Raw genomic sequence first — 23,555 nt, forward strand, 5'->3', positions numbered from 1 at the left:
GTCGGGCCTTCCGTTCGTTCGGATCCTTCGCCTCGACTCTGCCGCCGGCGCGGGCTCCCGGACAGTGGCGAGAATGACAGCTTTCTTGCACAATTCGCCACATGATCGGAATCGACCTGCTCGTGCTCGACGGCGCGAGCGCGAGCGCGGTCGGCAGCACCGTCGACGTGGTCTCGGCCGCCAACCGCATCCTCGGCGAGCCCACCTTCGACCTGCGCTTCGTCGCACCCGAGCCGGAGGTCAGGGTGCGCGGCGGGCTCACCGCCCTTGCCCGGCCCCTCGCCCGTGCCCGGCCGCGCGACATCGTCGTCGTCCCCGGCCTCGGCGCCGCCGACGGCGCGGAGATCACCGCCCGCCTCGCCGCCCCCGATATCGCGATCGCGGGGCAGTGGCTCACCCGGGCGCACGCGCGCGGCGCGGAGATCGCCGCCTCCTGCACGGCGGTCTTCGTCCTCGGCGCGGCCGGGTTGCTCGCCGGCCGCCGCTGCGTCACCACCTGGTGGCTCGGCGCCGAGCTCGCCCGGCTCGCGCCCGGCGCCGAGGTCGTGCTCGACGACATGGTGCTGGTCGACGGCCCGATCCGCACCGCGGGCGCCGCCTTCGCCCACATCGACCTGATGCTGGCGATCATGCGGGCGCACGGCGGCGCCGCGCTCACCGACGAACTCGCCGCCCGGCTGGTGGTCGACCAGCGCGCCTCGCAGGCGAGCTTCCTCATCCCCTCGCACCTCGCGGCCCGCGACGACGCCGTCGCCGCGCTGGAATCCTTCGTCCGCGCGCACCCCGAGCACCCGCACACCCTGGAATCGCTGGCCGGGCACTGCAACCTGAGCCCGCGCACCCTCGCGCGCCGCACCGGCTCCGCCGCCGGGCTGAGCCCGATGCAGCTGGTCGCGCGGGTCCGGCTGCGGCACGCGCTGCATCTGCTGCGCACCACCGACCGCCCGCTCGCCGAGGTCGCGGCCGCCGTCGGCCTCGCCGACCCGGCCACGCTGCACCGGCTGGTGAAGCGCCATACCGGCCGAGCGCCGGGCGCCTTGCGGCCGGCGGCGAAACACGGGGTCGCGGCGGGGTAGCCGCCGGAACGCGATTCGCGCGGCTTCGTCGTTCGACCGGGCTCTGCCCGTTCGCGCGGGCTCAGGATGTCGCGCGGTCGCGCAGGCGGGCGGCGAGCCCGGCGAGGACGACATCCAGGTCGAACTCGAACTGCACACCCCGGTCGCGCACCGCATCGCGCTCGGCGGCGATCCGGCGCAGCGCCGGGAACTGCTCGCCGCCCGCCCCGGCCAGCGCGTGCACCACATTGTGCGCCTGCGGCTCCGGCGGCCCGCCGGTGTTCTCCAGCGTCTCGTAGGCAGCGGCGCGCGCGATGTCGGCGAGCAGCGTCAGCGTCCGCCCCGCTTCCCGCGAGGTGAACCCGGCTTCGATCAGCCGGGTGAGGATGCGCTCGACGGTGCCGAGCGCGTCGTTGCCACGCACCGCGCCGAAGTCGATCGCCGAGATCAACCCACCCACCTGGAGATACGCCGCCCGCATCGCCGCCGCGCAGAGCCGGAGCAGCTCCGGCCACCCGGTCTCGGGCCCGAACCGCAGCCCGGCGATCTCGGTCTCGAAGGCGTTCAGCGCGAGCAGCTGCAGCAGCCCGGCCCGGTCACTGACGTAGTAGTTCAGCGCCTTGCGGTCGACGCCGAGCCGGTCGGCGACCCCCTGCATGGTCAGCGAGTCGAGCGGCAGCTCCGAGGCCGCGGCGACGATCCGCTCCCGGCTCAGCTTGGCCGGTCTCCCGGGCCGCCGCGGTACCCCCGTCCCCTCGCTCATATTCCCACCCTACGGGGGCAGACCGTCCGGTCGCGTATCCGGTCACCGCAGGTCGGCCATGGATTTCCCGACATCGCCGAGCGTCAGGGGCGCGCCGTAGTCGCTGCGGAAGGCGTACGGCCGCACATCGCAGCGGTACGGCCCGGTGTCCGGGCGGAAGTCGGCGGGCTTCCAGCCGTCCGGGGTCGCCTGCTCGATGTTGAAGCACACCGAGGTGCCGTCGCGGTCGGTGAGATCGATCGGGGCCTGCAAACCGCCTGCGGTCCAAGCCTTCTCGGCGGTGGCGGCCTCGTACACGCAGCGCGGCGTGAGGTCGTCACCGCAGCTCGCGGCCGAGCGGGCGAAGAGCAGCCAGGCCGAGAGCGAGCGCAGCTGCGGGAAGCTCGGCTCGGTCTCCGGCGCGTATGCGGCGAACAGCTCGCGCACCTGCGCCATGACCGGAACGGCTGCCCCGTCCTCGATCGGGCTGACGCCCCCGAGATCGGCGACATTGTTCTGGAACTCCACCGATTTACCCAGCCCTTCCAGGAACCCGGCGCTGTAGTTGTTGTTGGTGGCGTCGATCCAGTCCGGCCGGTAACCGATCCCGGTGAGCGCCTCCTCCAGCTTCACCAGCTGCCGCGGCTCGCCGTTGAAGACCAGCCCGCGCACGTCTTTGTCCTTGATCGCCTGGGCGAACGGGGTCCAGTCCGGCACACCGGCGATGGGGTAGCGGTCGTCGTAGACGATCTGCGCACCGAGCGCCTCGAAGCTCTCCTTGCCCTTGTCGCCGAGGATCTTGGAGACCGGGGAGTCGGCGCTGACGTAGCCGATCTTGTCCTTCGAGCCCGGGTAGGCGTCGAGCAGCCACTGCCGGAAGCCGGTGTAGATGTCATGCCGGGGCAGCGTGGTGGGGGAGGCGCTCACCTCGAGATCGGCGCCGACACTGCCGGGCTGCGCCACCTGGGCCGGGAAGCTCGGCAGCAGGCAGGAGAGCCGGTCCTTCACACCGAGCGAGTCCAGCCCGGCGCCACCGCCGACCAGCGCGAAGTCGTCGCGGCAGGACTCCAGCATGCGCTGCTTGACCTCGGTGAGCCTGGTGTCGCGCACCTTCAGCTCGAGCCGCCGCCCGGCGATGCCGCCGTGATCGTTGCACCAGTCGACGAAGACCTTCGCGGCGTCGTTGAACTCCGGATTCTTGGTGAACCCCAGATCGCTGACGACCCCGACGGTGATGCTCTCCGCGGTGACCCCGCGCCCGGTCGCCTTCGTCGGCGATCCCTCGCTACAGACCGCGCCGAGATCGCCGAATTCCGCGGCGACCGTCGGAGTTCCGGCCGCTTCGCGCTCCGGCTCACCGGAGCGCCCGCACCCGGTGAGCATCAGCAGCGCGGCCGCGCCGAGCACGGCGGCCGCGCGCAGCCGGGCGGTCATCGGGCGCTCAGGATGCCGCGCGGCAGGGTCAGCGGGAGGTCGGTGTAGGTGGCGATCCCGGCCCGCGCCTGCACCACCGCGGGGATGGCGTGGATGGGCGGCATGGCGGTCATGACGTGGCCGAGCACCATGAAGTCGGCGATGGTCTCGCCGACGAAGTCCGGCGGCGGCAGGAAGCCGACGTTCATGGTCACGGTGGGGAGGCCGTCGACGGTGATCTTCCAGCCGTCGCCGTCGAGCTTCCAGTCCGGGTCCAGGGTCTGGCCCTTGCGCCACCGCACGTTCAGGTCGACCACCGTCTTCCCGGCGACGATGCCCTGCCAGCTCACGAAAACGCCAGCGACGCAGCCCTTCTCGATGGTCCAGGAGCCGAGGTCGAGATCCTCGGTGGTCTGCGCGTACTCGGCGACGCAGCGGATCTCGTCCAGCTCGGCGCCGAGCGAGTCGGCGAGCAGCCGGACCGCCTCGGCGAAGACCGCGGTGCCCTTCTCGGCCATGCCCGCCAGCGCGGGATCGTCGATGGCGGTGCCGAAGCCGACCGGGCGCTCGGTGGCGGGGGAGTCGTAGAAGGTGGTGTCGGCCTGCTCGGCGATGGACACCTTGTCCACCCGGTTACAGGCATTGGCCGCCACGATCGCCAGCAGCTGCGCGAACCCCGGGCTCACCCCGGAGCCGAAGAGGGTGGAGCCGCCGCGGCGTGCGGCCTCTTCGAGCCGGGCCCGGCCGGCCTCCAGGTTGTGGCCGGTGATGAACGACGCGGTCGTCACCACATTGGCGCCGGAGGCCAGGATCTGCTCGAGTTCGGCGACATCGATCCACATCGGGTTGTAGACGACGCAGTCCGGCTCCAGCGCCAGCAGCGCCTTCACGTCATTGGTGGCCGTGACACCGACCGGGTCCACCCCTACCAGCTCACCGACGTCCCTGCCCGCCTTGTCCGGCGACCACGCGTAGCAGCCGACCAGCTCCAACCCGGGGTGCGCGAGCAGCGCCTTGACCGAACTCTTGCCCACATTGCCGGTCGTCCACTGCACGACCCGGTAGCTCTTGGCCGACATCGATACCTCGTTCTCATTCTCGACTAATCAGATTCTCGCGTCCTGCTTACTCCTCCGCGCCCCGGTTTTTCCCGGCCGGAAAATAACTGGCTGAATACATCAATCAACCGAGTAAGTCCCGATGGGGAAGAACTCTTGACCTGCTTCAGAGGTCGTGTTAGGCATAGCCGGCAGGATTCGGTCCGGCGGAACGGGAGCGGCGATGGACGGGTCGACGGGGTGGCGCGAGATTCTCGCGATCACCGCACTCAAGGCACAGTACTGCCGCTACCTCGACACCAAGCGGTGGGACGAGTGGCGCGCGCTGTTCACCGACGGCTTCGTCAGCGACACCTCGGCGGCGGGCGGGCAGATCATCACCGGCGCCGACGATTTCGTCGCCTACATCCGGGCCACCCTCGGCGACGGCAAGGTCACCGTGCATCAGGTGCACAACCCGGAGATCGACCTCACCTCCGCCACCACCGCGACCGGGGTGTGGGCACTGCACGACGTGGTCCACCTCGGCCCCGGTCTCGACCTGCACGGCTACGGCCACTACCACGAGACCTACGAGAAGCACGGCGCCGCCTGGCGCATCGCCACCTCGACGCTCACCCGGGTCCGGGAGGACATCCGGACCCCGCTGGTCTCGGTGCGGATGTCCGCGCGGCTGCGCGATGCGGGCGCCGCCCTCGCCCGCAGGCGCGGACTATGAGCACCGTCCTCGTCACCGGCGCCTTCGGCCAGATCGGCGCGCTCTGCACCGAACTGCTGCTCGCTCGCGGGCACACCGTGGTCGGCATGGACCTCCGCACCGACGCCACCGAAACCGCCGCCGCCCGGCTCGGCGGTGCCCTGATCCCGTCCTTCGTCGACCTGCTCGACCGCGACGCCGTGCACGCCGTCGTCGCCGAACACCGGCCGTCCGCGATCGTGCACCTGGCCGCCGTCTACTCCCCGATCTCCTATCGAGCGCCCGCCCGCGCCCGCAGGGTCAACGTGGACGGCACCGCGCACCTCATCGATGCGGCCCGGCTGCTCGATTCGCCCCCGCTGCTGCTCTTCGCCTCCAGCGCCGCCGTCTACGGCTCCCGCAACCCGCACCGCTATCCGGAGCCGATCACCCCCGACACCCCGGTCGCCCCGATCGATCAGTACGGCACCGACAAGGTGCTCGGCGAGGCCCTGATCACCGGCAGTGGCCTGCCGCACGCCGTCCTGCGCCTCGGCGGGGTCATCTCCCCGGTCGGCGCCGGACGTCTCGACGGCGACTACCTCTCGCTCATGCGCGCCACCCCCACCGACAACCGCATCCACGCCGTCGACGCCCGCGACGCCGCCCTCGCCTTCGCCAACGCCGTCGACCGCAGTTCCGCTGTCGCGGGCCGGACGCTGCTGATCGCGGGCAACGCGAGCTACCGGCACCAGCAACAGGACCTGAGCGACGACATCGCCGCCGCGACCGGCCTCGGCCGCCTCGGCCCGCGCGCCGGACTCCCCGGCGACCCCGCCGACGACCGCGGCTGGAGCTTCACGGGCTGGTTCGACACCACCGAATCCCAGGCGCTACTCGATTTCCAGCAGCACGACTGGCCCGACACCGTCGCCTGGGTCGCCGGAGCGAGCGGGCAGCTCCCGCGCATCATCGGCCCCGCCCTGCGCCCGGCCATCCTCGTCTTCCTCCGGGTGCAGCGCCGCCTCGAACGCCGCGGCCGCTACGCCGACCCGTGGACCTTCCTCGCCCGCCGCTACGGCCCCGAAATCCTGGCATCCGAAGCACCGTTGCAGTGATTACACTCTTACAGGTGAGCGAAATTCCGACGCTGTACGAGTGGGCGGGCGGCAGGCCCGCCATCGAACGCATGATCGGCCACTTCTACGACCGGGTGGAGCGCGACGAGCTCCTCGGCCCGCTGTTCCCCGGCGGGGTCACCGTCGCGCACCGCGAGCACGTCACCACCTGGTGGAGTGAGGTTTTCGGCGGTCCGGCCGCGTACACCGAGCACCGCGGTGGTTACGCGACCATGCTGGCGCACCACCGGAACCTCGGCATCACCCCCGACCAGCGCTTCCGCTTCGCCTCGCTGATGAGCCTGGCCGCCGACGATGCCTCGCTGCCCGACGACCCGGAGTTCCGGGCCGCGCTCGTCGGCTACCTCGAATGGGGAACCCGCTTGGCACTGCACAATTCGCAGCCCGGGGCCGAGGTGATGGAGCAGGCACCGGTTCCGCACTGGGGTTGGGGAGTGGCCCCGCCCTACCAGCCCTGATCCGGGCAGATCACCGTCGCGCCGGTGGGTGCTCGATCCCATCGACGGGACGTCGAATTTCATTCACGGGCTCCCGCTGTGCGCGAACTGGGCGCCGCGATCATCTCGATCGGTGACTACGCGGTCGGCGAAGGAGCCGACGACAGAAATCGCCCGCGTCTGGCGCTCACCGCGGCGCTGGCGGCGAACGTCGAGCGCGTCCGCATGTTCGGATCTGCCGCACTCGACCTCGCCTGGGTCGCGGAGGGCCGCACCGACGGCTGCGTCATGCTGTCGAACAAGCCCTGGGACACCGCCGCCGGAGTGGTGATCGCGCGGGAAAGCGGGGCGACGGTCACCGACACCGATGGCAGTGCGCACACCGCCGGCTCTCGGCACACCGTGGCCGCGGCGCCGGGGTTGTCGGCTCGTCTTCTCCGGCTGCTGACGGCCCCGATCGACGGCTGAGCGCCGCTTCCTGACCGATCGCCGCGGCGCACGCGAACCACCTGCGGATCCAGGCCGAAATCACCCTTTTCGGGTGAGGCGCGCGCTCGCACGCCGGGGCAGCGTCTCGATCGTGCGCCGGCCGCGGGTGCCGGCCCGGATGGGAGTGGCAATGTCCTCGACGGCGGTCGGCTCCGCGAACACCGGTTTCTCCGGAGGGTTCCCCGACCCGGAGACGGCGCGGAAGGCGCGTGCGGACGCCGATCTGTCGCGCGCGCTCATCGCCTACCGATTCTGGTACCCGACCGTGTCCGTGGAGGGCATCTTCAACGGCAACCGGGAGCTGGGGCTGGCCGACAACGAGGCGATCGGGATCGCGGCCGCCGGTCCGCGCCAAGTGGGGTTCACCCTCAACTCCGACACCCCCTACGGCGCGGCGGTGCTCGATATCGAAGCGGGTCCGCTGGTGATCGAGATGCCGGCGGGGCCGTATATCGGGCTGGTCGACGACCACCACCAGCAGTGGGTCACCGATCTCGGGATCCCCGGCCCGGACGCCGGGCACGGCGGCACCTACCTGATCGCCCCCACCGGCTACACCGGCCCGGTCCCCGACGGCGCCCACCTGGCGCACGCCGAGTCGCACACCCTGCTGCTGGCGCTCCGCGCGCTGCCGCTGCGCGGAGATCTCGCCGCGGCGCTGGAGTTGCTGCGGGCCATCCGGGTGTATCCGCTCGATGCCCCGGACCGGGTGCTGCGCTACGTCGACACCACCGCCGAGGCGATGGACAGCACGTGCCTGCGCTGGGAGGACAACCTGGAGTACTGGCGGGTCCTGCACCGCATCCTCGACAGCGAACCCGCCGTGCCGGCCTTCGCCCCCATGTACGGCCTGCTCGCCGATCTCGGCATCGGCAAGGGAAGCACCTTCGACCCGGACGAGCGGATGACGGCGCTCCTCACCGAGGCGGCCCGCCGCGGCCGCGATCAACTGCTGGTCTCCGCCTTCGCCGGCACCCGCCCGGACAGCGTCGCCTGGCCCGACCGCGCCTGGGAGTGGGTCGCCCTGGTCGCCGACAACGGCAACTTCACCACCCCGGCCGGGCTGGACCTGGAGGCACGCGACCGCTGGTTCGCCCAGGCGATCATCGCCTCACCCGCGATGTTCCGGCGCGCACCCGGCAGCGGTTCGCTGTACTGGCTGGCTGCCCGCGACGACACCGGCAGCTGGCTCGACGGCGCCGCCTCCTACACCCTCGACCTGCCTCGCCCGGTGCCGGAAAAGCTGTTCTGGTCGGTCACCGTCTACGACGCCGCGACCCGCTCCCAGGTCCAGGCTCCGAGCGATGTCGCCGCACTGCGCTCGCTCCTCGAGCTCCGCGAACTGCCCGACGACGGCCCGGTGCGGCTGCACTTCGGCCCGACCCCGCCACCGGATGCCGATAACCGCTGGCTGCAGACGGTTCCGGGCCGCGGTTGGTTCGCCTACCTCCGCATCTACGGCCCCGAGCAGGCCGCCTTCGACGGGACGTGGCGGCCGGGCGACTTCATCCGGACCGGATAGCCATCGACCGGGGTTCACCCGTTTCGGATGAGGCCACCGCTCCGGGTGATCCCTAGCGTCGGAGTCCACGGTCCGCCGACGGGGCGGGGCGGGTCAGTGTGGAAGGAGCCCGGTGTGGCTGCGAGTTTGACGGTGTGGAAGTTCCCCTCGGCCGACGGCGCCGATCAGGCGATCGGGACGCTGGAGGAGTTGCAGCGCGAGAAGCTGATCTCGGTGCACGACGGGGCGATCGTGACGTGGCCGGAGGGGGCGAAGAAGCCCAAGACCCATCAGCTGAACTCACTGACCGGCGCCGGGGCGCTCGGCGGCGCGTTCTGGGGGCTGCTGTTCGGGCTGCTGTTCTTCGTCCCGCTGCTGGGGGTGGCGGTGGGCGCCGGGATCGGCGCGCTCACCGGCGCGCTGACCGACGTCGGGATCGACGACGGCTTCATCGCCAGGGCGAAGGAGAAGATCACCCCCGGCACCTCGGCGCTGTTCGTGCTGACCTCCGACGCCACCCTGGACCGGGTGCACGAGCGGTTCGCCGGCCAGCGGGCCGAGCTGCTCTCGACCAACCTGTCGCACGAGCAGGAAGCCAAATTGCGCGAGGTCTTCGCCGCCTGAGAGGTGTCAGCACATGACAAGCACGAGCGTTGGGACCGATCACCGGCTGCGACAGGAGGTGGCGGCGGGCACCTCGATCGCGGCCTCGCTACTGCTGCTCACGGTGGGAGCGCTGTCGCTCCTCGAAGGCGTCTCCGCGGTGGGGCGCGACGAGATCTTCGTCCCGGGACCGGATTACGTGTACGGCTGGGACCTCACCGAGTGGGGCTGGGTGCACATCGTGCTCGGCGTGCTGCTGGTGATCGCCTCGCTCGGGCTGGTCAGCGGCGCGGGGTGGGCGCGGTTCGTCGCGATCGTGATCGCGGCCGCCTCGATCGTCGGGAACTTCCTGTGGCTGCCCTGGTACCCGTGGTGGGCGGTGGCGATGATCGCCCTGAACGTGGTGGTGATCTGGGGCGTCACCACCTGGCAGCCGGGCCGTCGATGAGCGCGGACCGGTCCCTGCCGTGCTGAGCGCGGTGGGGCAGCTGCTGCCGCTGGCGGTCGGGGTCGCGATCTCGCCGATCCCGATCGTCGCGGTGGTGCTGATGCTGATGTCGCGCAATGCCGGGGCGACCAGCGCCGGCTTCGCGGCGGGCTGGGTCGCGGGCATCGCGGCGGTGCTCGCGGTGGTGGCGGCGGCGGCCGGGGCGATCCACACCGGCGACGGCTCCGAGCCGTCACCGGCCGTGGGCTGGGTCAAGATCGGGCTCGGGGTGCTGCTGGTGGGGCTGGCAGGCAAGCAGCTCCGGGCCCGCGGCGACCACTCGGCCCCGAAGTGGATGCAGGCCATCGACTCCTTCACCCTGGGCAAGGCGGCCGGGCTCGGCTTCGTGCTGGCAGCGGTGAACCCGAAGAACCTGCTGCTGTGCGTCTCGGCGGGGCTGCAGCTCGGCACCGCCGAGCTCTCCGTCGGCGCCGCGGCGGGTGCGGGCGCGATCTTCGTCGTGCTCGCCGCGACCACGGTGCTGGTGCCGGTGATCGGCTACCGCCTGGCCGCCGAGCGGCTGCGGGCGCCGCTTGCCGCCACGCAGCAGTGGCTCTCCGGCAACAACCACCTGGTCATGGCGATCGTGCTGGCGCTGATGGGGGCCTCGGTGATCGGGAAGGGCCTGGAGGCGCTGTGAGCGGCGGCCGGTGGCCGGTATTCGCCTCCCTGGCCGGGTATCGGCGCGACCGGATCCGGCCGGACGTCGTCGCCGGGATCACGGTGTGGGCGGTGCTGGTGCCGGAGGCGCTGGCCTACGCCGGAATCGCCGGCGTCGACCCGGTCGTCGGGTTGTATGCCGCGGTGCCCGCGCTGGTGCTGTACGCGGCGTTCGGCTCCTCGCGGCAGCTGGTCGTCGGGCCGATGTCGGCCACCGCGGCGCTCTCGGCCGCGATCGTGGCCCCGATCGCGGCGGGCGACCCCGGCCGCTACCCGGCGCTCACCACCGCCCTGGCGCTGGCCACCGGTGTGGTCGCGGTGGCTGCCGGGGTGGCGCGGCTGGGATTCGTCGCCGCGTTCATCTCCGAGCCGGTGCTGAAGGGGTTCATCGTCGGGCTGGCGCTGACCATCCTGATCGGCCAGGTGCCCGCGCTGCTCGGCGTCGACGGCGGGCACGGCAACTTCTTCGCCGAGACCTGGGCGGTGCTCGGCGATCTCGGTGACGTGCACGGCGCCACCGTCGCGCTCGGCGGGCTGAGCCTGGTCGCGGTACTGCTGCTGCGCCGCCTGCTGCCGCGCGTGCCGGGATCGCTGCTGGTCGTGCTCGCCGGAATCGCCGCCGCGACCTGGCTGGATCTGCCCGATCGCGGGGTCGAGGTGGTCGGGCACATCGATCCGGGCCTGCCGCGCCCCGGCCTGCCCGCCGGACTCTCCCTCGGCGACTACCTCGACCTGCTCGGCCCCGCGGTCGGCGTCGTCCTGATCGGGTTCGCCGAGGGGCTCGGCGCGGCCAGGACCTACGCCGCCCGGACCGGCGACCGGATCGACCCGGACCGCGAGCTGGCCGGGCTCGGAACGGCCAACCTCGGCGCCGGGCTCTGCGCGGGGATGGTGGTCAACGGCAGCCTGTCCAAGACCGCCGTCAACGGGGCGGCGGGCGCGCGCAGCCAGGTCTCCGGCCTGGTCGTCGCCGCGCTCGCCGTGCTGACGCTGTTGCTGCTCACGGGGCTGTTCGAGAACCTGCCCGAGGCCACGCTCGCCGCGGTCGTCATCGCCGCCGTGCTCGAGCTGATCGACCTGCCCGCGCTCGCCCGGCTGTACCGCGTCTGGACCAGGCGCCTCGGCGCGCTCTACGGCCCCGCCGCCCGGGTGGACTTCCTCGCCGCCATCGCCGCGCTCGCCGGAGTGCTCGTCTTCGACACCCTCCCGGGGCTGCTGATCGGCATCGGGGTCTCGGTGCTGCTGCTGCTCTACCGTGCCTCCCGCCCGCACGTCGCGGCCCTGACCAGCCACGACGGCCTGTGGGTTGACCGCGCCCGCCATCCCGAGCTGCCCGCCCCCGACGACGACGCCGTGGTCGTGCGGGTGGAGGCCGGTTTGTTCTTCGCGAACGCCGACTGGGTCGCCGAGCACATCCGCTCCCTCGTCACCGAGCACACCCGCCTGGTCGTGCTCGATGCCGAGACCTCGCCCTTCATCGATGTCACCGCGGCGGGCGTGCTCGCCCGGCTCGCCACCGCGCTCGCCGGCGACGGCGTCACCCTGCGGCTGGCCCGCGACGTCGGCCAGGCCCGTGACGTGCTGCGCCGGCTGTCCGAACAGGGCGTGCGGATTCCGGTCTACGCCACCGTCGACGAGGCGCTCGCTGCCGAGCGCCCCGAATGAGGCGCTCCGAGCGACCGGATTCACCCCCTTCGGGGTGAAGTGCCCGGCGCCGGGCGGGCCGGGTGCGCCGCCGCGGGGCTGAAGGTCTACCGCGAGCACCGCGGCGACCGCCCCGTCACCGGGCTCGTCTACACCCATTCCCACGCCGACCACTTCGGCGGTGTCGGCGATCGCGATCCGGGTGAACGGGCCGTGCGCCGCCGTCGAGGTCGATCTCACGCTCGAACTCACCAAGCCGCAGCTGCTCGGCATCCTCGCGGGCAAGGGGCTCGACGGAGTCTCGCACTCCGGCGACCCAGCGGTCCTGCAGCGTCTCTTCGGGCTGCTCGACACCCCCGGCCCGGACTTCGCCATCGTCACGCCCTGACACCGCCACTCGCTGCGGCAGCGGCGGAATTCTCGGCATTGCGATCCGGGTCACGTCTATGCGATCGTAGCTCCCAGCAAATGTGATCCCGATCGGTATCACAATAGCCCGAGGAGTGAATGATGCAGAGCCGAGGACGCCGTTGTCGTCGGATCGTCTCGATATGCGGGGCGCTGACGGTGGGAGTACTGACCGCGACGGTAGCGCTCGCGCACGCCGAACCCCCCGCTCCCGCAGCCGCGCCGATCCCGGTGCAACCCGCCGCGGCCGTAGCCGTGCCACCGGAACTGGACCCCGGCTTCTACCGCCCGCCCGCAGATCTCGTCGCCGCGGCGGCGCCGGGGCAGATTCTGGCGGCTCGGCAGATCAACGCCGCGAACTTCGGGTTGATCCCGCTCAATGTCGATGCGTGGCAGGTCTCCTTCCGCTCCAATGACAGTCGTGACGAAGCGATCCCGGCCGTGGCGACGGTCCTGAAACCGCGCGGTTCCACCCCGGACAAGATGCTCTCGGTCCAGATCGCCGTGGATTCCCTCGCCGCCTACTGCTCGCCCTCCTACGCCGTGCAGCAGTGGTCCGCCGGTGCCGCGTTGGGCCAGATCGTGGCCCCGCTCGAGTTCATGCTCGCCCAGGGCGCACTGCAGCAGGGCTGGGCCGTGGTCATCCCCGACCACCAGGGGCCGAAGGAGGCATACGCCGCCGGGCCGCTGGCCGGGCGGATCACCCTCGACGGCATCCGCGCCGCCCGCGCCTTCGAACCCCTGCGGGTCGCGCCCGACGCCCGCATCGGCCTGTACGGCTACTCCGGCGGAGCCATCGCCACCGGCCACGCCGCCGAGCTGAAGCAGAGCTACGCGCCCGAGCTGAACATCGTCGCCGCCGCCGAGGGCGGGGTCCCGGCCGACCTCGGCCCCACGCTGCTCAACGGCAACAACGGCCTGTGGTCGGGCATGATCCTGTCCGCGGTCATCGGCCTGGCCCGCGAATACCCCGACTTCGCCGCGCTGCTCGACCGCCGCCTCGACCCGCTCGGCAAGGCCCTGGCCACCGTGAAGGGCGGGCTGTGCGTGCAGTGGAACACCGCGCTGGCTCCCTTCCTCAACATCATCGGCTTCCTGCACGCCGATGGCGATCCCTTCGACGATCCCGCGGTGCGCAAGGTGCTCGAGCAGACCCGGATGGGCAAGGCCGTGCCGGACCTGCCGATGTACATCTGGCAGGGCAACCCCGACGAGCTGATCCCCGTCGGGCCGGTCGACACCCTCGTCGAGGGCTACTGCCAGGATCCCGCCGCCAGCGTGGAATACAAGCGCGAGCACTTCGCCGAGCACATCGCCACCGAGATCTCCGGCGTCGGCCCCGCCATGCTCTGGCTGCGCGACCGGCTCAACGGCGTTCCGGCCCGGCAGGGCTGCACCACCACCGACGTCGGCTGGCTCGCCCTCGACCCCGAAGGCACGCGGGTGCTGGCCGAGAACTTCGGCGAGACCTTCGCCTCCTTCTTCGGCAAGCCGATCGGCACGGACAGGTGAACAATTCGCCTCTGATCACGGTCGGGTTGCCGCTCGCCCTGGCGATCATCTGTTCGGCCTCGGGCTGATCCTGACCATCGCCGATTTCCGGCGGGTGACGGGGAACCCGAAGGCAGTCGTGGTCGTCCCGGTCGCGATCGGCATGCTGGTCCGCGGCCGCCGCGCGGAGTTCGCCGAGCGGGCCGACCGCCCGGTCCGCGTCTTCTCCATCGTGGTGCTGGTCCCGGTCTCGCTCGGCCAACGCGACAACGTGATCGACTACGCCAGACAGGTCGGCCTGGTGACCGGGCTGTTCTGCCTGGCCGGCCTGACCCTGGGCTATGTCGGCGCGCGGCTGCTGCGGCTCGGTCGGCCGCCGACACCGAGCTGCGGGGCGCCCGCTATGTCGCGGCCACGACCGGCGTGCTGAACATCGGCGCCAACGACGACGCGACCGCGGCAGCAGAAGCTGTCAACGATCTTCCCCCGGAAAGCACGAAACCCGCGCCAAGGCGCGGGTTTCGGGTTCTAACTGGTCTCAGATGGCGCGGACGCTCTGAGCCTGCGGGCCCTTCTGGCCCTGCTCGATCTCGAACTCGACACGCTGCCCCTCGTCCAGGGACTTGAACCCGGAGCCGGAAATCGCGGAGTAGTGGACGAACACGTCAGGGCCGCCACCGTCTTGCGCGATGAAACCGAAGCCCTTTTCGCCGTTGAACCACTTCACACTGCCTTGCGTCATTTACTTTGTGTTGCTTTCTGTTGAGAGCCGGGAGATCGCTGCGACAACCCTGTGCTCGGTGAACAGCCTGCCATAACTACTCCCCTCGCGCACCCTCGGATGGCGAAACGTGATGATCGCAACGGGATCGCAACCGACCGGTCCACGGGTGAATCGGGGTCGACGGCGGCCGGAGGTCTGCTCGGGGCGGGGAATCCGACCGCCAGCACAGCGGGGGACACCGCTGTGCGCCGGCAGCCGTCCTCGGCGGGCGGCGCTCCGAATGTTGTGGGACCTCGGATCGATCCCGCCCGACCGAAGGAGTGACGATGACGTCTGCGGACAGCGATGCCCTGTTCGAAGATCTGCTGTCCTCGGCAGCGCGGTTGTCCTTCGACGCCCGCGACCCGGCGATCTTCGCCGACGCCAAGCACGACGACCGCTCGCACGGCATGTCGCCGCGCTGGTCGCCGCTGTACGACACGGCGGCCTGGCGGGCGCTCCCTCCGGCCCAGCAGGTGCTGCTGACCAGGGCGGAGGTGGCCCAGTACCTCGGGATCGCGATCTGGCTGGAGCTGCTGCTGCAATCGGCGCTGCTGCGCAGGCACGTCGATGCCGACCCGGCGCGCCCGGACACCCGCTTCCTGCTGCACGAGTGCGCCGACGAGAACATGCACTCGCTGATGTTCGTGAACGCGGTGGCCGGGATCGGGGCGCGCTTCCACCGCAGGGACTTCTCCTTCACCGTCTTCGGCTGGCTGTTCCGCTACGTCGCCTGGCGCGAGGCGGTCTACGGCCTGGTGCTGGCGGGTGAGGAGATCTTCGACGTCATGCAGCGGGACTGGATGGCCGATCCCGAGGTGGCCGCCGCGGTGCGCCAGACCTCCTACATCCACGTGGTGGAGGAGTCCAGGCACATGCAGTTCGCGCGGCGCAATATCCGCGACCAGCTGGCCGGGCGCTCGCGGCTGCGCCGCCGGGTCTGCGCGCTGATCATCGCGATCGGCACCCACGTGATCGGCAAGAGCCTGATCAACCGGCGGGTCTACGAGGACCTCGGGCTGGACTGGGGGTCCGTCCGGCGCGCCATCGACGGCAACGAGCACCACCGGATGATGTTCCGCCGCGCGGCCGAGCCGCTGATGGATTTCCTGAGCCGCGAAGGTCTGCTCGACCGCGGCTCCCGCTGGATCTACCGGAAGTCGAACCTGCTGTGAGGGACAAGGCGTGACCCATGTGATCCTCGGCCACTGCTGCAAGGACGCTTCGTGCGTCAAGGTGTGCCCGCAGAACTGTATCCACCCCGCGCCGGGCGAGCCCGGCTTCGGGACGGCCGCGACCCTGCACATCGACCCGCGCACCTGCATCGACTGCACGGCCTGCGTCGAGGCCTGCCCGGCCTCGGCGATCAAGTCCGAGTTCGACCTGACCAGCACCGAGCTGCCGTTCGCGCGGATCAACGAGGAGTTCTTCCGGGGCCGGGCGCGCGCGCCCCGGGTGCCCGCCCCGCGCGACACCGGGCACCGGGCGCTCGCCGCGCCGCTGCGCATCGCGGTGGTCGGGGCGGGGCCGGCCGCGCTCTACACCGTGCGCGAGATCCTGCAGCGCTCCGGTTCGGCGCGGATCACGGTGTTCGAGAAGCACGAGGAGATCGGCGGGCTGCTGCGCCGCGGCGTGTCGCACGCCGACAGCCGGGTGCGCGACATGATCGCGCTGTTCGGCAAGCCGTTCGGCGACGACCGGGTGACCGTGCTGCTCGGCACCGAGATCGGCGTGGATATCGCGGTGGACGAGCTGCGCCGGGAGTTCGACGCCGTCGTGCTCGCCTGTGGCGCGACCCGCCCGCGCACGCTCGGCCACGACAACCACCGCCGCATCCCCGGCTTCCACCACGCCATCGACATCATCGCCGCCGACAATGCCGGGCTGCCCGCCCCTGCAGGGGCCGGTGACCTCGGGCCGGTCTGCCTGGTGGTTGGGGGCGGGAATGTCGCGATGGACCTGGTCCGGCACATCGTCACCCGCGACGAGGTGAACCCGGGCGGCCGCCCGGTCGAGCAGATCCTGGTGCTCTCCCGCACCGACCGGGTCGCCTTCACGCCGTCGGTCTTCCTCGAGCTGGCGCTGCTGCACAACGTGGATCTCGTCCGCGACGGCGCCGGGCTGGCGCCGCGCGCGGCTCCGAACCCGGTCGTCCGCGATATCAGCGAACTGCCCGTGATCGATATCGCCGAGCCGCCCGTGCGCGGCCGCACCCGGGTGGTCTTCTCCTTCGGCAGCGAGGCCACCGGGCTGGAGATCGCCGACGGGCGCAGCCTGCGGGTCTCGACCGGCGCCGGCCGCACCTTCGGCGCGAACTCGGTGGTCAGCGCGGCGGGGTTCCAGGTGACGCCGATCCGCGGGGTCCCGCTCAGCGAGCGGGGGACGGTCGCGCACCGGGCGGGGCGGGTGGTCGATCCCGTGAGCGGTGCGGTGGTCGACCGGCTCTACGTCACCGGCTGGGCCAAACGCGGCCCGGTCGGCGGGGTGGGGGACAACCGGGTGTGCGCGGCGGAGACGGTGGCCGCGCTGGCCGACGACCTGGCGGAGGTGCGCTCGGGCGAGCTCGCCCGGGTGTGATCAGTTCGTACCCGCGAGCTCGAGGCGCACGCGGGTCCAGGTGTCGCGGGCGGGGTCGTACTCGGCCAGCCCGGCGTCGGCGAAGGCCTGGAGCCAGCCGGTCATGGGCCAGCGGCCCCAGCGGCGGTGGAAGCGGGTGGCGTTGGCGAGGATGTCGGCGAGGTGCTCGATCGGCGGGTCGGAGACCGGGTGGTGCTGGTGGTAGGCGTCCGCGCCGCCCGCCCAGTGCAGCGGGACCCCGGTCGCGGCGGCCTTGGCGCCGAAGTCGGTGTCCTCGCCGCCGTAGCCGCGGTAGCCGGGGTGGAAGCCGCCGATGGCACGCCAGGTGCCGGCGGTGACGGCGAAGGACAGGGACCAGAAGAGGTCGTGGTCGCCGCCGCGCAGGACCGCGCCGGGGCCGGGGTCGGGGCGGACCGGGTGCGGGGCGCGCTTGGCGGCGAGCCGCTCGAGGTCGTAGCCCTCCGGCGGGGCCGGGGGCAGGTAGGTGACCGGCCCGCACCACAGCGCCCGCTCGCCCGAGGCGGCCAGTTCGCGGTAGCGGGCGAGCAGCTCCGGGCCGGGAACGCAGTCGACATCGAGGAAGACGAGCAGCTCGGCGCCTGCTGCCAGCGCGGCCTTGGCGCCGAGATTGCGGGCGGCGGCGAGGGGAAGCGGAGTGGCGCAGTCGAATTCGACCACGTGCGCCGGGTGGTCGGTGAGTGCGGTGGTGACGGCGGGATCGCCGAGCGCCACCACGACGTGGATCTCGGGGCGCAGGGTGCCGAGTTCGATGCCGCGCAGCTGATTGCGCAGGTGCGGCAGCCGTCCGCCGCACAGGGTGATGACCGCGGTCCTCACGAGGCCCGCCGTTCGCGTCGGCCGGTGAGCTCCGCGATCGCGGTGGCGGCCCTGGCGGCTGCGCCGGTCGTGCGCCACGCGGTCCAGCGGCCGGGATCGAGCTCCGCCGCGCGATCGAGCAGGTCGGGCCAGTGCTCGGGGGCGGGCCAGTGCTCGGCGATCACCGCGAGCCCGGCGGCGTCCAGCGCGGCGGCGGTGGCGTGCTGCTCGCCGAACGGGCGCGCGGCGGGGACCAGTACCGCCCGCGCCCCGGCGGCGGCGATGTCGGCGACCGCGCCCTGCCCGCAGTGCGCGACCACGACCCCGGCCCCGCACAGCAGCGGCCACGGATCGTCCACCCAGGAGCCGGGGCCGAGGTGGCGCCAGCGCCGATCCCCGTGCCGCACGGCCAGCTCCGACACGGTCTCGGCGGCGAAGTCCGCGCCGCCGGTTCCGGCCAGGACGAGGACATCGGGTGCCCGCGGATCGGGTACGCGCGGCCGCCCGGCGAAACGGCTGATGCCGCCGACGAAGCGGACGTCGTGGGCGCGCAGGTAGGGCGGGTCGTTCAGTTCGCGCGGCCAGGCCGCGATGACCCGGTCGGCGATGCGGTGCACCAGCCGGTGCGGGTCGTCCACGCGCTCGCCCGGGAGCACCATGGTCGCCACCGGGACCCCGTGCAGCCGCGCCAGCAGCGCGACCTCCACCGAGACGTCGACGACCATCGCCGACGGCCGCGCCGCCGCGATCCACGCCGCGATCGCCGCCATCCGGTCGGCGAGCCCCCGGTCACCGCGCGGCACCCAGTGCAGCGCACCCCCGGCGTCGGTGCCTGCCGGGTCGGTGCCGCTGTCGTCGCGCGGCAGGAGCACGGTGTCGGCGAAGCCGGTGCCCGGGTCGGGCAGGGAGGTCAGCAGGGTCACCGGCTCGCCGAGTTCGGCGGCGATGGCGCGGGCCCGGTGCAGGTGACCGGAGCCGTGGTGGTGCACGTAATAGCCGATCACGCCGCCACCCCTTCGTGGCGGCCGATCAACCGCTCGTAGCTGCGCAGGTATGCCTCGATCATCCCGGATTGGGCGCAGTGCGTCTCGGCGCGCCGCCTGGCACCCGCACGCGGCAGTGCGGCCGCTCGGTCGGCGGCGGCCGCCATGGCAGCGGTGTCACCGGGCGCGACCAGGACGCCGGAGCCGGAATCGAGGATCTCCGGAATCCCGCCGCGCGCGAAGGCGACCACCGGTGTTCCACAGGCCAGCGCCTCGGCCACCACCAGCCCGTACGGCTCGTCCCAGCAGGGGGTGACCAGCGCGGCCGCGCTCGAGCCGACCAGCTCGGCCAGCTCGGCCTGGTGCAGATGCCCGTGGTAGACGACCTCCGGCCCCAGCCGCGGCGCGACCGCCCGCGCGAAGTAGTCGCCGTCGCTGACCGGCCCGGCCAGGTGCAGCCTGCGCCCGGCCGCCGCGGCCGCTTCGATCGCCAGGTGCGTGCCCTTCTCCGGGGTGATCCGCCCGGTCCACACCAGGTCGGCGCCGCCGGGCCCGACCGGCCAGCGCCCCGCGTCGATCCCGTTGCCGATCACCGGGATCTCCCCGAGCAGCGGCCGCCATGACCGCGCGGTGTGCGCGCTCACCGCGGCGAACGCCGACCCGCCCGCCCCGGCGACCCCGACCGCGGACTCCAGCCACGGCGTCGGCGGGGTGTGCAGGGTGGTCAGCATCGGCACCGGCACGCCCGCGGCCATCGCCACCGGCAGGTAGTGCAGGCTGTGGTTGTGCACCACGTCGAAATCTGTTGCGCCCGTGCGCTGCAGCCGCAGCATGAGGCCGAGGTAGGCGTGGTGGTCGACCAGGAACTCCATCGGCGCGGACGAGGGGTCGGCGGCGGCGAGCGGGCTCGGGGTGAAGGCCGGTTCGGTGACCGTCGCCGCCTCCAGGGCCGGGTCGCTGCCCGCGGCGGCGAAGAGCGTCACCGCGTGGCCGCGGATGCGCAGCGCGCGGGCCAGGTGCCACACGTGCGCCTCCAGCCCGCCCGCGAAGGGCTGGACGATCGGGTGCCTGCTGGAGGCGATGAGCGCGACCCGCAGCCCTGCGCTCACGACAGCGCCTGCTCGTAGAGGCGTCGGTGCGCGGTGGCCAGCGCGCGGCGCTCGCTGTGCCTGCGCGGCCAGGTCGCGCGCGGCAGCGGCCCGGCGTTCGCCTCGAGCACCGCGCGCCGCAGCGAGGCGGTGTCCAGGCCGTGCTCGCCGAATCCGTAGCTGTAGCAGGGGCGTTGGTCGCGGTAGTGGCCGCAGTCCGGGGCGATCACCGCGGTGCCCAGGTCGTAGCAGGCCTCGAGCCAGCCCGAGTGCGTGCCGAAGCGGTAGGGCAGCACCGACGCCGACAGCGACGACAGGTAGCGCCACAGCTTGGCGTCGGAGAAGTACTCGTGCACCTCGACCTGTACCTGCGGGCGGCGCTGGAAATCGAGCACCGCGGCACCTGTGCGCGGGTTGTACCAGTGGTTGTCCGGGTCGAACATCTCGTCGTGCAGGTTGATCCGCAGCACCGCCTCGGGGATCTCGGTGATCACCCCGGCCAGCGTCTCCAGCACCGGCAGCGGATCCATGTTGGCGCGCAGGCTCTTCACGTGCACCCCGACGCTGAACTGCGGCGCGGGCGGGCGCTCGGCGCGCACCAGGCCGGGCTCGACCACGTGCGGGTGCGGCAGCACATGCGCGCGCCGCCCCCAGCGCCGTTCGATCTCGCGTCCGGCGCCGGGCGTCAGGGTGATGAGGACGTCGGCGGCCTCGATCAGGACGTCGAGCTGGGCATCGTGGTCGCCGGGGTCGGGGTGGTGCGGGTTGCGCAGGTCGTGCACGGTGTAGACCAGCGGCTTGCCGTGCGCGCGCAGCCGGTCGACGATCTCGCGCAGCACCGCGGGCTCGATGGCGTCGAAGCCGAAATGGACGTGCATGAGGTCGAATTCGGCCTGGTGCTCGTCGATCCAGGCCGGGTCGAGCATGAGCGGGGGCCACCAGCCGCCCGGCACCGTTCGCCCGTCCGCGGGCGGCGGGTCGGGCAGGCGGAGCACGCCGTCGGGTTCGTCGGGGTCGCCCAGGTGCCGCACGTACACGTGCGACGCGGGCACCGAGGCCACCCGGATCGTCGCAGGCACTCCGGGCCGCCGCGGCGGCGCCAGCACGGCCTCGGTCACCGCTGCCCGCCAGGAATTCGCACCATGCCGGTCCGCCCTTTCGCCGTGATCACAGAAGACGGACGGCAACTACCCCCGGTGCGGACCGGCAAACTCTGCGCAGCGTCTCTGCCTCGGCGAATACGGCGCCTCCAAGGCGAATCGATTCAGCCGCAGTCGACGGGTCGGAGCAGCGGTGACCTCGATCACGTAGTCGTGACGGAAGGCTGAGGGCCTGGGTCTTACGGGGTGCACACGCAGAACACAGACCCGAGGAGAGAACGATGACTGCATCGAAAGTCGAATCGAAGATCCGCACCGATGTGGCGCCCGCCGAAACCGGGACCGCCGAGCCCGGCGCCCCGGTGACCGAGCAGGGCACCACCACCATCACCGACGTGGTCGTGCGGAAGATCGCCGGCCTCGCCACCCGCGAGGTCTCCGGCGTGCACGACCTCGGCGGCGGCGCCGCCCGCGCCCTCGGTGCGCTGCGCGAGCGCATCCCCGGCGCCTCGGCCGGGATCGGCCAGGGTGTGTCGGTGGAGGTCGGCGAGGCGCAGGCCGCGGTCGACGTGCAGCTCGTCGTCGAGTACGGCGCCGCGATCGCGGAGCTGGCGAAGGCGGTGCGGCGCAACGTGGTCACCGCGATCGAGCGGATGACCGGGCTCGAGGTGGTCGAGGTGAACATCACCGTCGACGACGTCTTCATCGAGGACGACGACGAGGACGTGCCCGCTTCGCTCAGCCGCGTGCGGTAACCGCTCTGCCCCGACCGAACTCCTACTTCGATCCGACCCGGGACTGTGCGGCGATAGCCGAACCCATCCAGCGCCGCAGGTAACCGCGCAACTGTTCCTCGCTGCGCGGCGGATTCCCCGGCGAGACGAAGAACGACTGCATCGTCCGCAGCACGTACTCGACGAGTTCGTGCAGCGCCTCCTCGTCGTATCCGTGCCGCGCCCAGTCCACGTCGAACCGCCGGATCATGGTCATGCCGAAGGTTCGGGCCTGCTCGGAGGTGAGGCTGTCGGGGTCGCGCCCGGAGTAGGAGCTCGAGAGCAGCAGCCCCAGGTGCGGGGTGCGGCGCACCTCGACCAGGGTGAAGAGCACGCCCTCGGTCATCGCCTCGGCCGGGTCGTCGAGCCCGGCGACCTGGGCGGTCAGCCGGTCGAGGAAGCCGTCGACGGAGGCGATCGCGGCCGCGGTCATCAGCGTCTCGGCGGTGGGGAAGTAGCGGTACACGGTCTGCCGGATCACGCCGAGCGCCTCGGCGACCTGGGCGATGCTGATCGCCGCTCCGGTCGCGCCGATCAGCTCGACGGCGGTGGCGACGATGCGGCTCTGCGCTTCCTCGTCGTCGACCGGCGGACTGCCGCCCCATCCGCGTCTGCGCGCCACCGGTCGGACACTACCAGCGCGAACAGCACCGTGCGGCGGGGCGCCCGGGCGGCGGTGATGCCGGTTCGCGGGGTGCCGCCCGGCGGCATCGTCCGGAGCCGGGACGCGGCCGGTACCGATGTGCGCGTGCCGACGAGGCAGGAAAGATCAAGCGCCGCCCGGGAATACGTCGGCGAGCTCGCGCCGGACGATGGCGTCGAGGTGCCGCTCGACGGCCCGGTCGATCACCGCGGCCGCCACCCGGCCCGGCTCGGTCCTGGTCGCCGTCAACCGGGCGTCGAGCCGCTCGGCATCGGTGTCGGTCCGCCCGGACTGGCGGTACGCGCGCACGGCCGTGCGCAGGAAGGCGTCGGTGAACTGGCGTGCGATGTGCTCGCAGTCGGCGCGGAGCTGCTCGATCTCGTCGAGCGCTCGATCCAGCGGGGTGCCCGCGGTGACCAATCGGTCGAAGAACTCGGTCAGCGCCGGGTCCGCGACGCGGTAGCTGCTCGCGTCCACCGGCTCGTAGAGCCCGGCCGAGACCGCGCGGGCCAGCCCGTCGGGCAGCTCGCCGAAGCGTCGGGCCAGCTCGTCGGCGGTGACCAGGCCGTCGGCGTCGAGGGCGCCCGGCGGCGGGGGAGCGGTGGCGACACCGAGCACGTCGGCGAGGTCGTCGCCGCGGTCCCATGCCTCCAGCAGTCCGCGGACGCCGTTCAGCGTGATCCCGCGCTCCAGCAGCCGCTCGACGATCCGGATCCGGTTCAGGTGCTCTTCACCGTAGATGCCGGTGCGGCCCTTCATCTTCGGCGGTGGCAGCAGGCCGCGCTCGCTGTAGTCGCGCAGTGTCCTGACCGTCATGCCTGCCTGCTGGGCCAGGTCGGTGATAGTCAGCTCGGAATCCCCTGCCATGGATCTAGGAAACCACAGGTGAACGGTCTCGCCGACGACCGTTCCGCCCGGTCTGCGCGGCGCCGTCCCGGCCCGGTGGCCGACGGATGTGTTGCAGCCTGCCATCAGTTGACGGTATATTACATCAACTGATGGCGCATAA

25 protein-coding genes and 2 pseudogenes are annotated in these 23,555 nt (G+C 72.2%); 17 read left to right on the forward strand and 10 right to left on the reverse strand.

The window, feature by feature from the left end:
- The first annotated feature begins 101 nt into the window (after positions 1–101).
- Positions 102–1,076, forward strand: coding sequence for a GlxA family transcriptional regulator (locus tag LTT61_RS00680; protein WP_233017958.1), 975 nt, complete (start codon positions 102–104; stop codon positions 1,074–1,076).
- 61 nt (positions 1,077–1,137) lie between these two features.
- Here LTT61_RS00680 and LTT61_RS00685 read toward each other — a convergent pair whose 3' ends face one another.
- Genes LTT61_RS00685 through LTT61_RS00695 form a run of 3 tightly spaced genes read right to left on the reverse strand, consistent with a single transcriptional unit; the run spans position 1,138 to position 4,289 of the window.
- Positions 1,138–1,818: a TetR/AcrR family transcriptional regulator C-terminal domain-containing protein gene (locus LTT61_RS00685; protein WP_233017959.1), complete on the reverse strand. Its 681-nt coding sequence runs from the start codon at positions 1,816–1,818 to the stop codon at positions 1,138–1,140.
- A 42-nt stretch (positions 1,819–1,860) separates the two neighbouring features.
- Positions 1,861–3,231 (reverse strand): ABC transporter substrate-binding protein, encoded by a 1,371-nt coding sequence (locus tag LTT61_RS00690; RefSeq protein ID WP_233017960.1) that lies wholly within the window; start codon positions 3,229–3,231, stop codon positions 1,861–1,863.
- Positions 3,228–4,289, reverse strand: a complete 1,062-nt coding sequence (locus LTT61_RS00695) for a dihydrodipicolinate reductase (protein WP_233017961.1) — start codon at positions 4,287–4,289, stop codon at positions 3,228–3,230. The genes LTT61_RS00690 and LTT61_RS00695 overlap by 4 nt, the downstream gene beginning before the upstream one ends.
- Positions 4,290–4,491: 202 nt before the next feature.
- Here LTT61_RS00695 and LTT61_RS00700 point away from each other — a divergent pair, with 202 nt between their 5' ends.
- The 13 genes and pseudogenes from LTT61_RS00700 (at position 4,492) to LTT61_RS00760 (ending at position 14,233) form a co-directional block, all read left to right on the forward strand.
- Positions 4,492–4,986 carry a nuclear transport factor 2 family protein gene (locus tag LTT61_RS00700; RefSeq protein ID WP_233017962.1) on the forward strand — a complete coding sequence of 165 codons (495 nt, stop codon included), beginning with the start codon at positions 4,492–4,494 and terminating at the stop codon, positions 4,984–4,986.
- Entirely contained in the window at positions 4,983–6,062 is a 1,080-nt protein-coding gene (locus LTT61_RS00705; protein ID WP_233017963.1) for an NAD-dependent epimerase/dehydratase family protein, read from the forward strand. The genes LTT61_RS00700 and LTT61_RS00705 overlap by 4 nt, the downstream gene beginning before the upstream one ends.
- A 14-nt stretch (positions 6,063–6,076) precedes the next feature.
- Complete coding sequence (locus LTT61_RS00710; protein ID WP_233017964.1) at positions 6,077–6,541, forward strand: group II truncated hemoglobin; 465 nt, start codon at positions 6,077–6,079, stop codon at positions 6,539–6,541.
- Positions 6,542–6,566: 25 nt separating this feature from the next.
- Positions 6,567–6,988, forward strand: a pseudogene (locus tag LTT61_RS00715) (inositol monophosphatase family protein); the annotation flags it as partial.
- Between the two features lie 151 nt (positions 6,989–7,139).
- Positions 7,140–8,531: a DUF1214 domain-containing protein gene (locus LTT61_RS00720; RefSeq protein WP_233017965.1), complete on the forward strand. Its 1,392-nt coding sequence runs from the start codon at positions 7,140–7,142 to the stop codon at positions 8,529–8,531.
- A gap of 114 nt (positions 8,532–8,645) precedes the next feature.
- Positions 8,646–9,134 (forward strand): DUF1269 domain-containing protein, encoded by a 489-nt coding sequence (locus LTT61_RS00725; protein ID WP_233017966.1) that lies wholly within the window; start codon positions 8,646–8,648, stop codon positions 9,132–9,134.
- A 13-nt stretch (positions 9,135–9,147) separates the two neighbouring features.
- Positions 9,148–9,561 (forward strand): DUF7144 family membrane protein, encoded by a 414-nt coding sequence (locus tag LTT61_RS00730; RefSeq protein WP_233017967.1) that lies wholly within the window; start codon positions 9,148–9,150, stop codon positions 9,559–9,561.
- Between the two features lie 19 nt (positions 9,562–9,580).
- The gene (locus LTT61_RS00735) at positions 9,581–10,240 is read left to right on the forward strand and encodes a GAP family protein (protein WP_233017968.1); all 660 of its coding nucleotides are present in this window, start codon (positions 9,581–9,583) and stop codon (positions 10,238–10,240) included.
- Positions 10,237–11,925, forward strand: a complete 1,689-nt coding sequence (locus LTT61_RS00740; RefSeq protein WP_233017969.1) for a SulP family inorganic anion transporter — start codon at positions 10,237–10,239, stop codon at positions 11,923–11,925. The genes LTT61_RS00735 and LTT61_RS00740 overlap by 4 nt, the downstream gene beginning before the upstream one ends.
- A gap of 66 nt (positions 11,926–11,991) precedes the next feature.
- Positions 11,992–12,126 (forward strand): annotated as a pseudogene (locus LTT61_RS00745) (MBL fold metallo-hydrolase); the annotation flags it as partial.
- On the forward strand, positions 12,107–12,292 hold the full coding sequence (locus LTT61_RS00750) for an alkyl sulfatase C-terminal domain-containing protein (protein ID WP_420094845.1): 186 nt from the start codon (positions 12,107–12,109) through the stop codon (positions 12,290–12,292). The pseudogene LTT61_RS00745 and the gene LTT61_RS00750, both read left to right, overlap by 20 nt.
- Positions 12,293–12,411: 119 nt before the next feature.
- A complete protein-coding gene (locus LTT61_RS00755; protein ID WP_233017970.1) occupies positions 12,412–13,824 on the forward strand; it encodes a lipase family protein in 1,413 nt (470 codons plus the stop codon).
- 94 nt (positions 13,825–13,918) lie between these two features.
- Positions 13,919–14,233, forward strand: coding sequence for a hypothetical protein (locus LTT61_RS00760; RefSeq protein WP_233017971.1), 315 nt, complete (start codon positions 13,919–13,921; stop codon positions 14,231–14,233).
- A 108-nt stretch (positions 14,234–14,341) separates the two neighbouring features.
- On the opposite strand, the gene LTT61_RS00765 is transcribed toward LTT61_RS00760, so the two are convergent.
- Positions 14,342–14,545, reverse strand: coding sequence for a cold-shock protein (locus tag LTT61_RS00765; protein WP_067650927.1), 204 nt, complete (start codon positions 14,543–14,545; stop codon positions 14,342–14,344).
- 308 nt (positions 14,546–14,853) lie between these two features.
- On the opposite strand from LTT61_RS00765, the gene LTT61_RS00770 reads away from it, so the two are divergent.
- Both LTT61_RS00770 and LTT61_RS00775 read left to right on the forward strand, forming a co-directional pair.
- Complete coding sequence (locus tag LTT61_RS00770) at positions 14,854–15,741, forward strand: AurF N-oxygenase family protein (protein ID WP_233017972.1); 888 nt, start codon at positions 14,854–14,856, stop codon at positions 15,739–15,741.
- A gap of 10 nt (positions 15,742–15,751) precedes the next feature.
- Positions 15,752–17,143: an FAD-dependent oxidoreductase gene (locus LTT61_RS00775; protein ID WP_233017973.1), complete on the forward strand. Its 1,392-nt coding sequence runs from the start codon at positions 15,752–15,754 to the stop codon at positions 17,141–17,143.
- On the opposite strand, the gene LTT61_RS00780 is transcribed toward LTT61_RS00775, so the two are convergent.
- From LTT61_RS00780 to LTT61_RS00795, 4 genes are read right to left on the reverse strand one after another with little or no spacing between them, the layout of a single operon-like run.
- Positions 17,144–17,980, reverse strand: coding sequence for a glycosyltransferase family 2 protein (locus LTT61_RS00780; RefSeq protein ID WP_233017974.1), 837 nt, complete (start codon positions 17,978–17,980; stop codon positions 17,144–17,146). It abuts the gene before it with no gap.
- Entirely contained in the window at positions 17,977–18,963 is a 987-nt protein-coding gene (locus tag LTT61_RS00785; protein ID WP_233017975.1) for a hypothetical protein, read from the reverse strand. Before LTT61_RS00785 ends, LTT61_RS00780 begins: the two co-directional genes overlap by 4 nt.
- Positions 18,960–20,051: a glycosyltransferase gene (locus LTT61_RS00790; protein ID WP_233017976.1), complete on the reverse strand. Its 1,092-nt coding sequence runs from the start codon at positions 20,049–20,051 to the stop codon at positions 18,960–18,962. Before LTT61_RS00790 ends, LTT61_RS00785 begins: the two co-directional genes overlap by 4 nt.
- A complete protein-coding gene (locus LTT61_RS00795) occupies positions 20,048–21,082 on the reverse strand; it encodes a glycosyltransferase (RefSeq protein WP_233021288.1) in 1,035 nt (344 codons plus the stop codon). Before LTT61_RS00795 ends, LTT61_RS00790 begins: the two co-directional genes overlap by 4 nt.
- Before the next feature lie 329 nt (positions 21,083–21,411).
- Here LTT61_RS00795 and LTT61_RS00800 point away from each other — a divergent pair, with 329 nt between their 5' ends.
- Positions 21,412–21,885 carry an Asp23/Gls24 family envelope stress response protein gene (locus tag LTT61_RS00800; RefSeq protein WP_233017977.1) on the forward strand — a complete coding sequence of 158 codons (474 nt, stop codon included), beginning with the start codon at positions 21,412–21,414 and terminating at the stop codon, positions 21,883–21,885.
- Positions 21,886–21,907: 22 nt separating this feature from the next.
- On the opposite strand, the gene LTT61_RS00805 is transcribed toward LTT61_RS00800, so the two are convergent.
- Positions 21,908–22,525 carry a TetR/AcrR family transcriptional regulator gene (locus LTT61_RS00805; RefSeq protein WP_233017978.1) on the reverse strand — a complete coding sequence of 206 codons (618 nt, stop codon included), beginning with the start codon at positions 22,523–22,525 and terminating at the stop codon, positions 21,908–21,910.
- Positions 22,526–22,672: 147 nt separating this feature from the next.
- Positions 22,673–23,413: a MerR family transcriptional regulator gene (locus LTT61_RS00810; protein ID WP_233017979.1), complete on the reverse strand. Its 741-nt coding sequence runs from the start codon at positions 23,411–23,413 to the stop codon at positions 22,673–22,675.
- Positions 23,414–23,555: the final 142 nt, after the last annotated feature.

This window comes from Nocardia asteroides (genome assembly GCF_021183625.1).
GTDB lineage: Bacteria > Actinomycetota > Actinomycetes > Mycobacteriales > Mycobacteriaceae > Nocardia > Nocardia asteroides_A.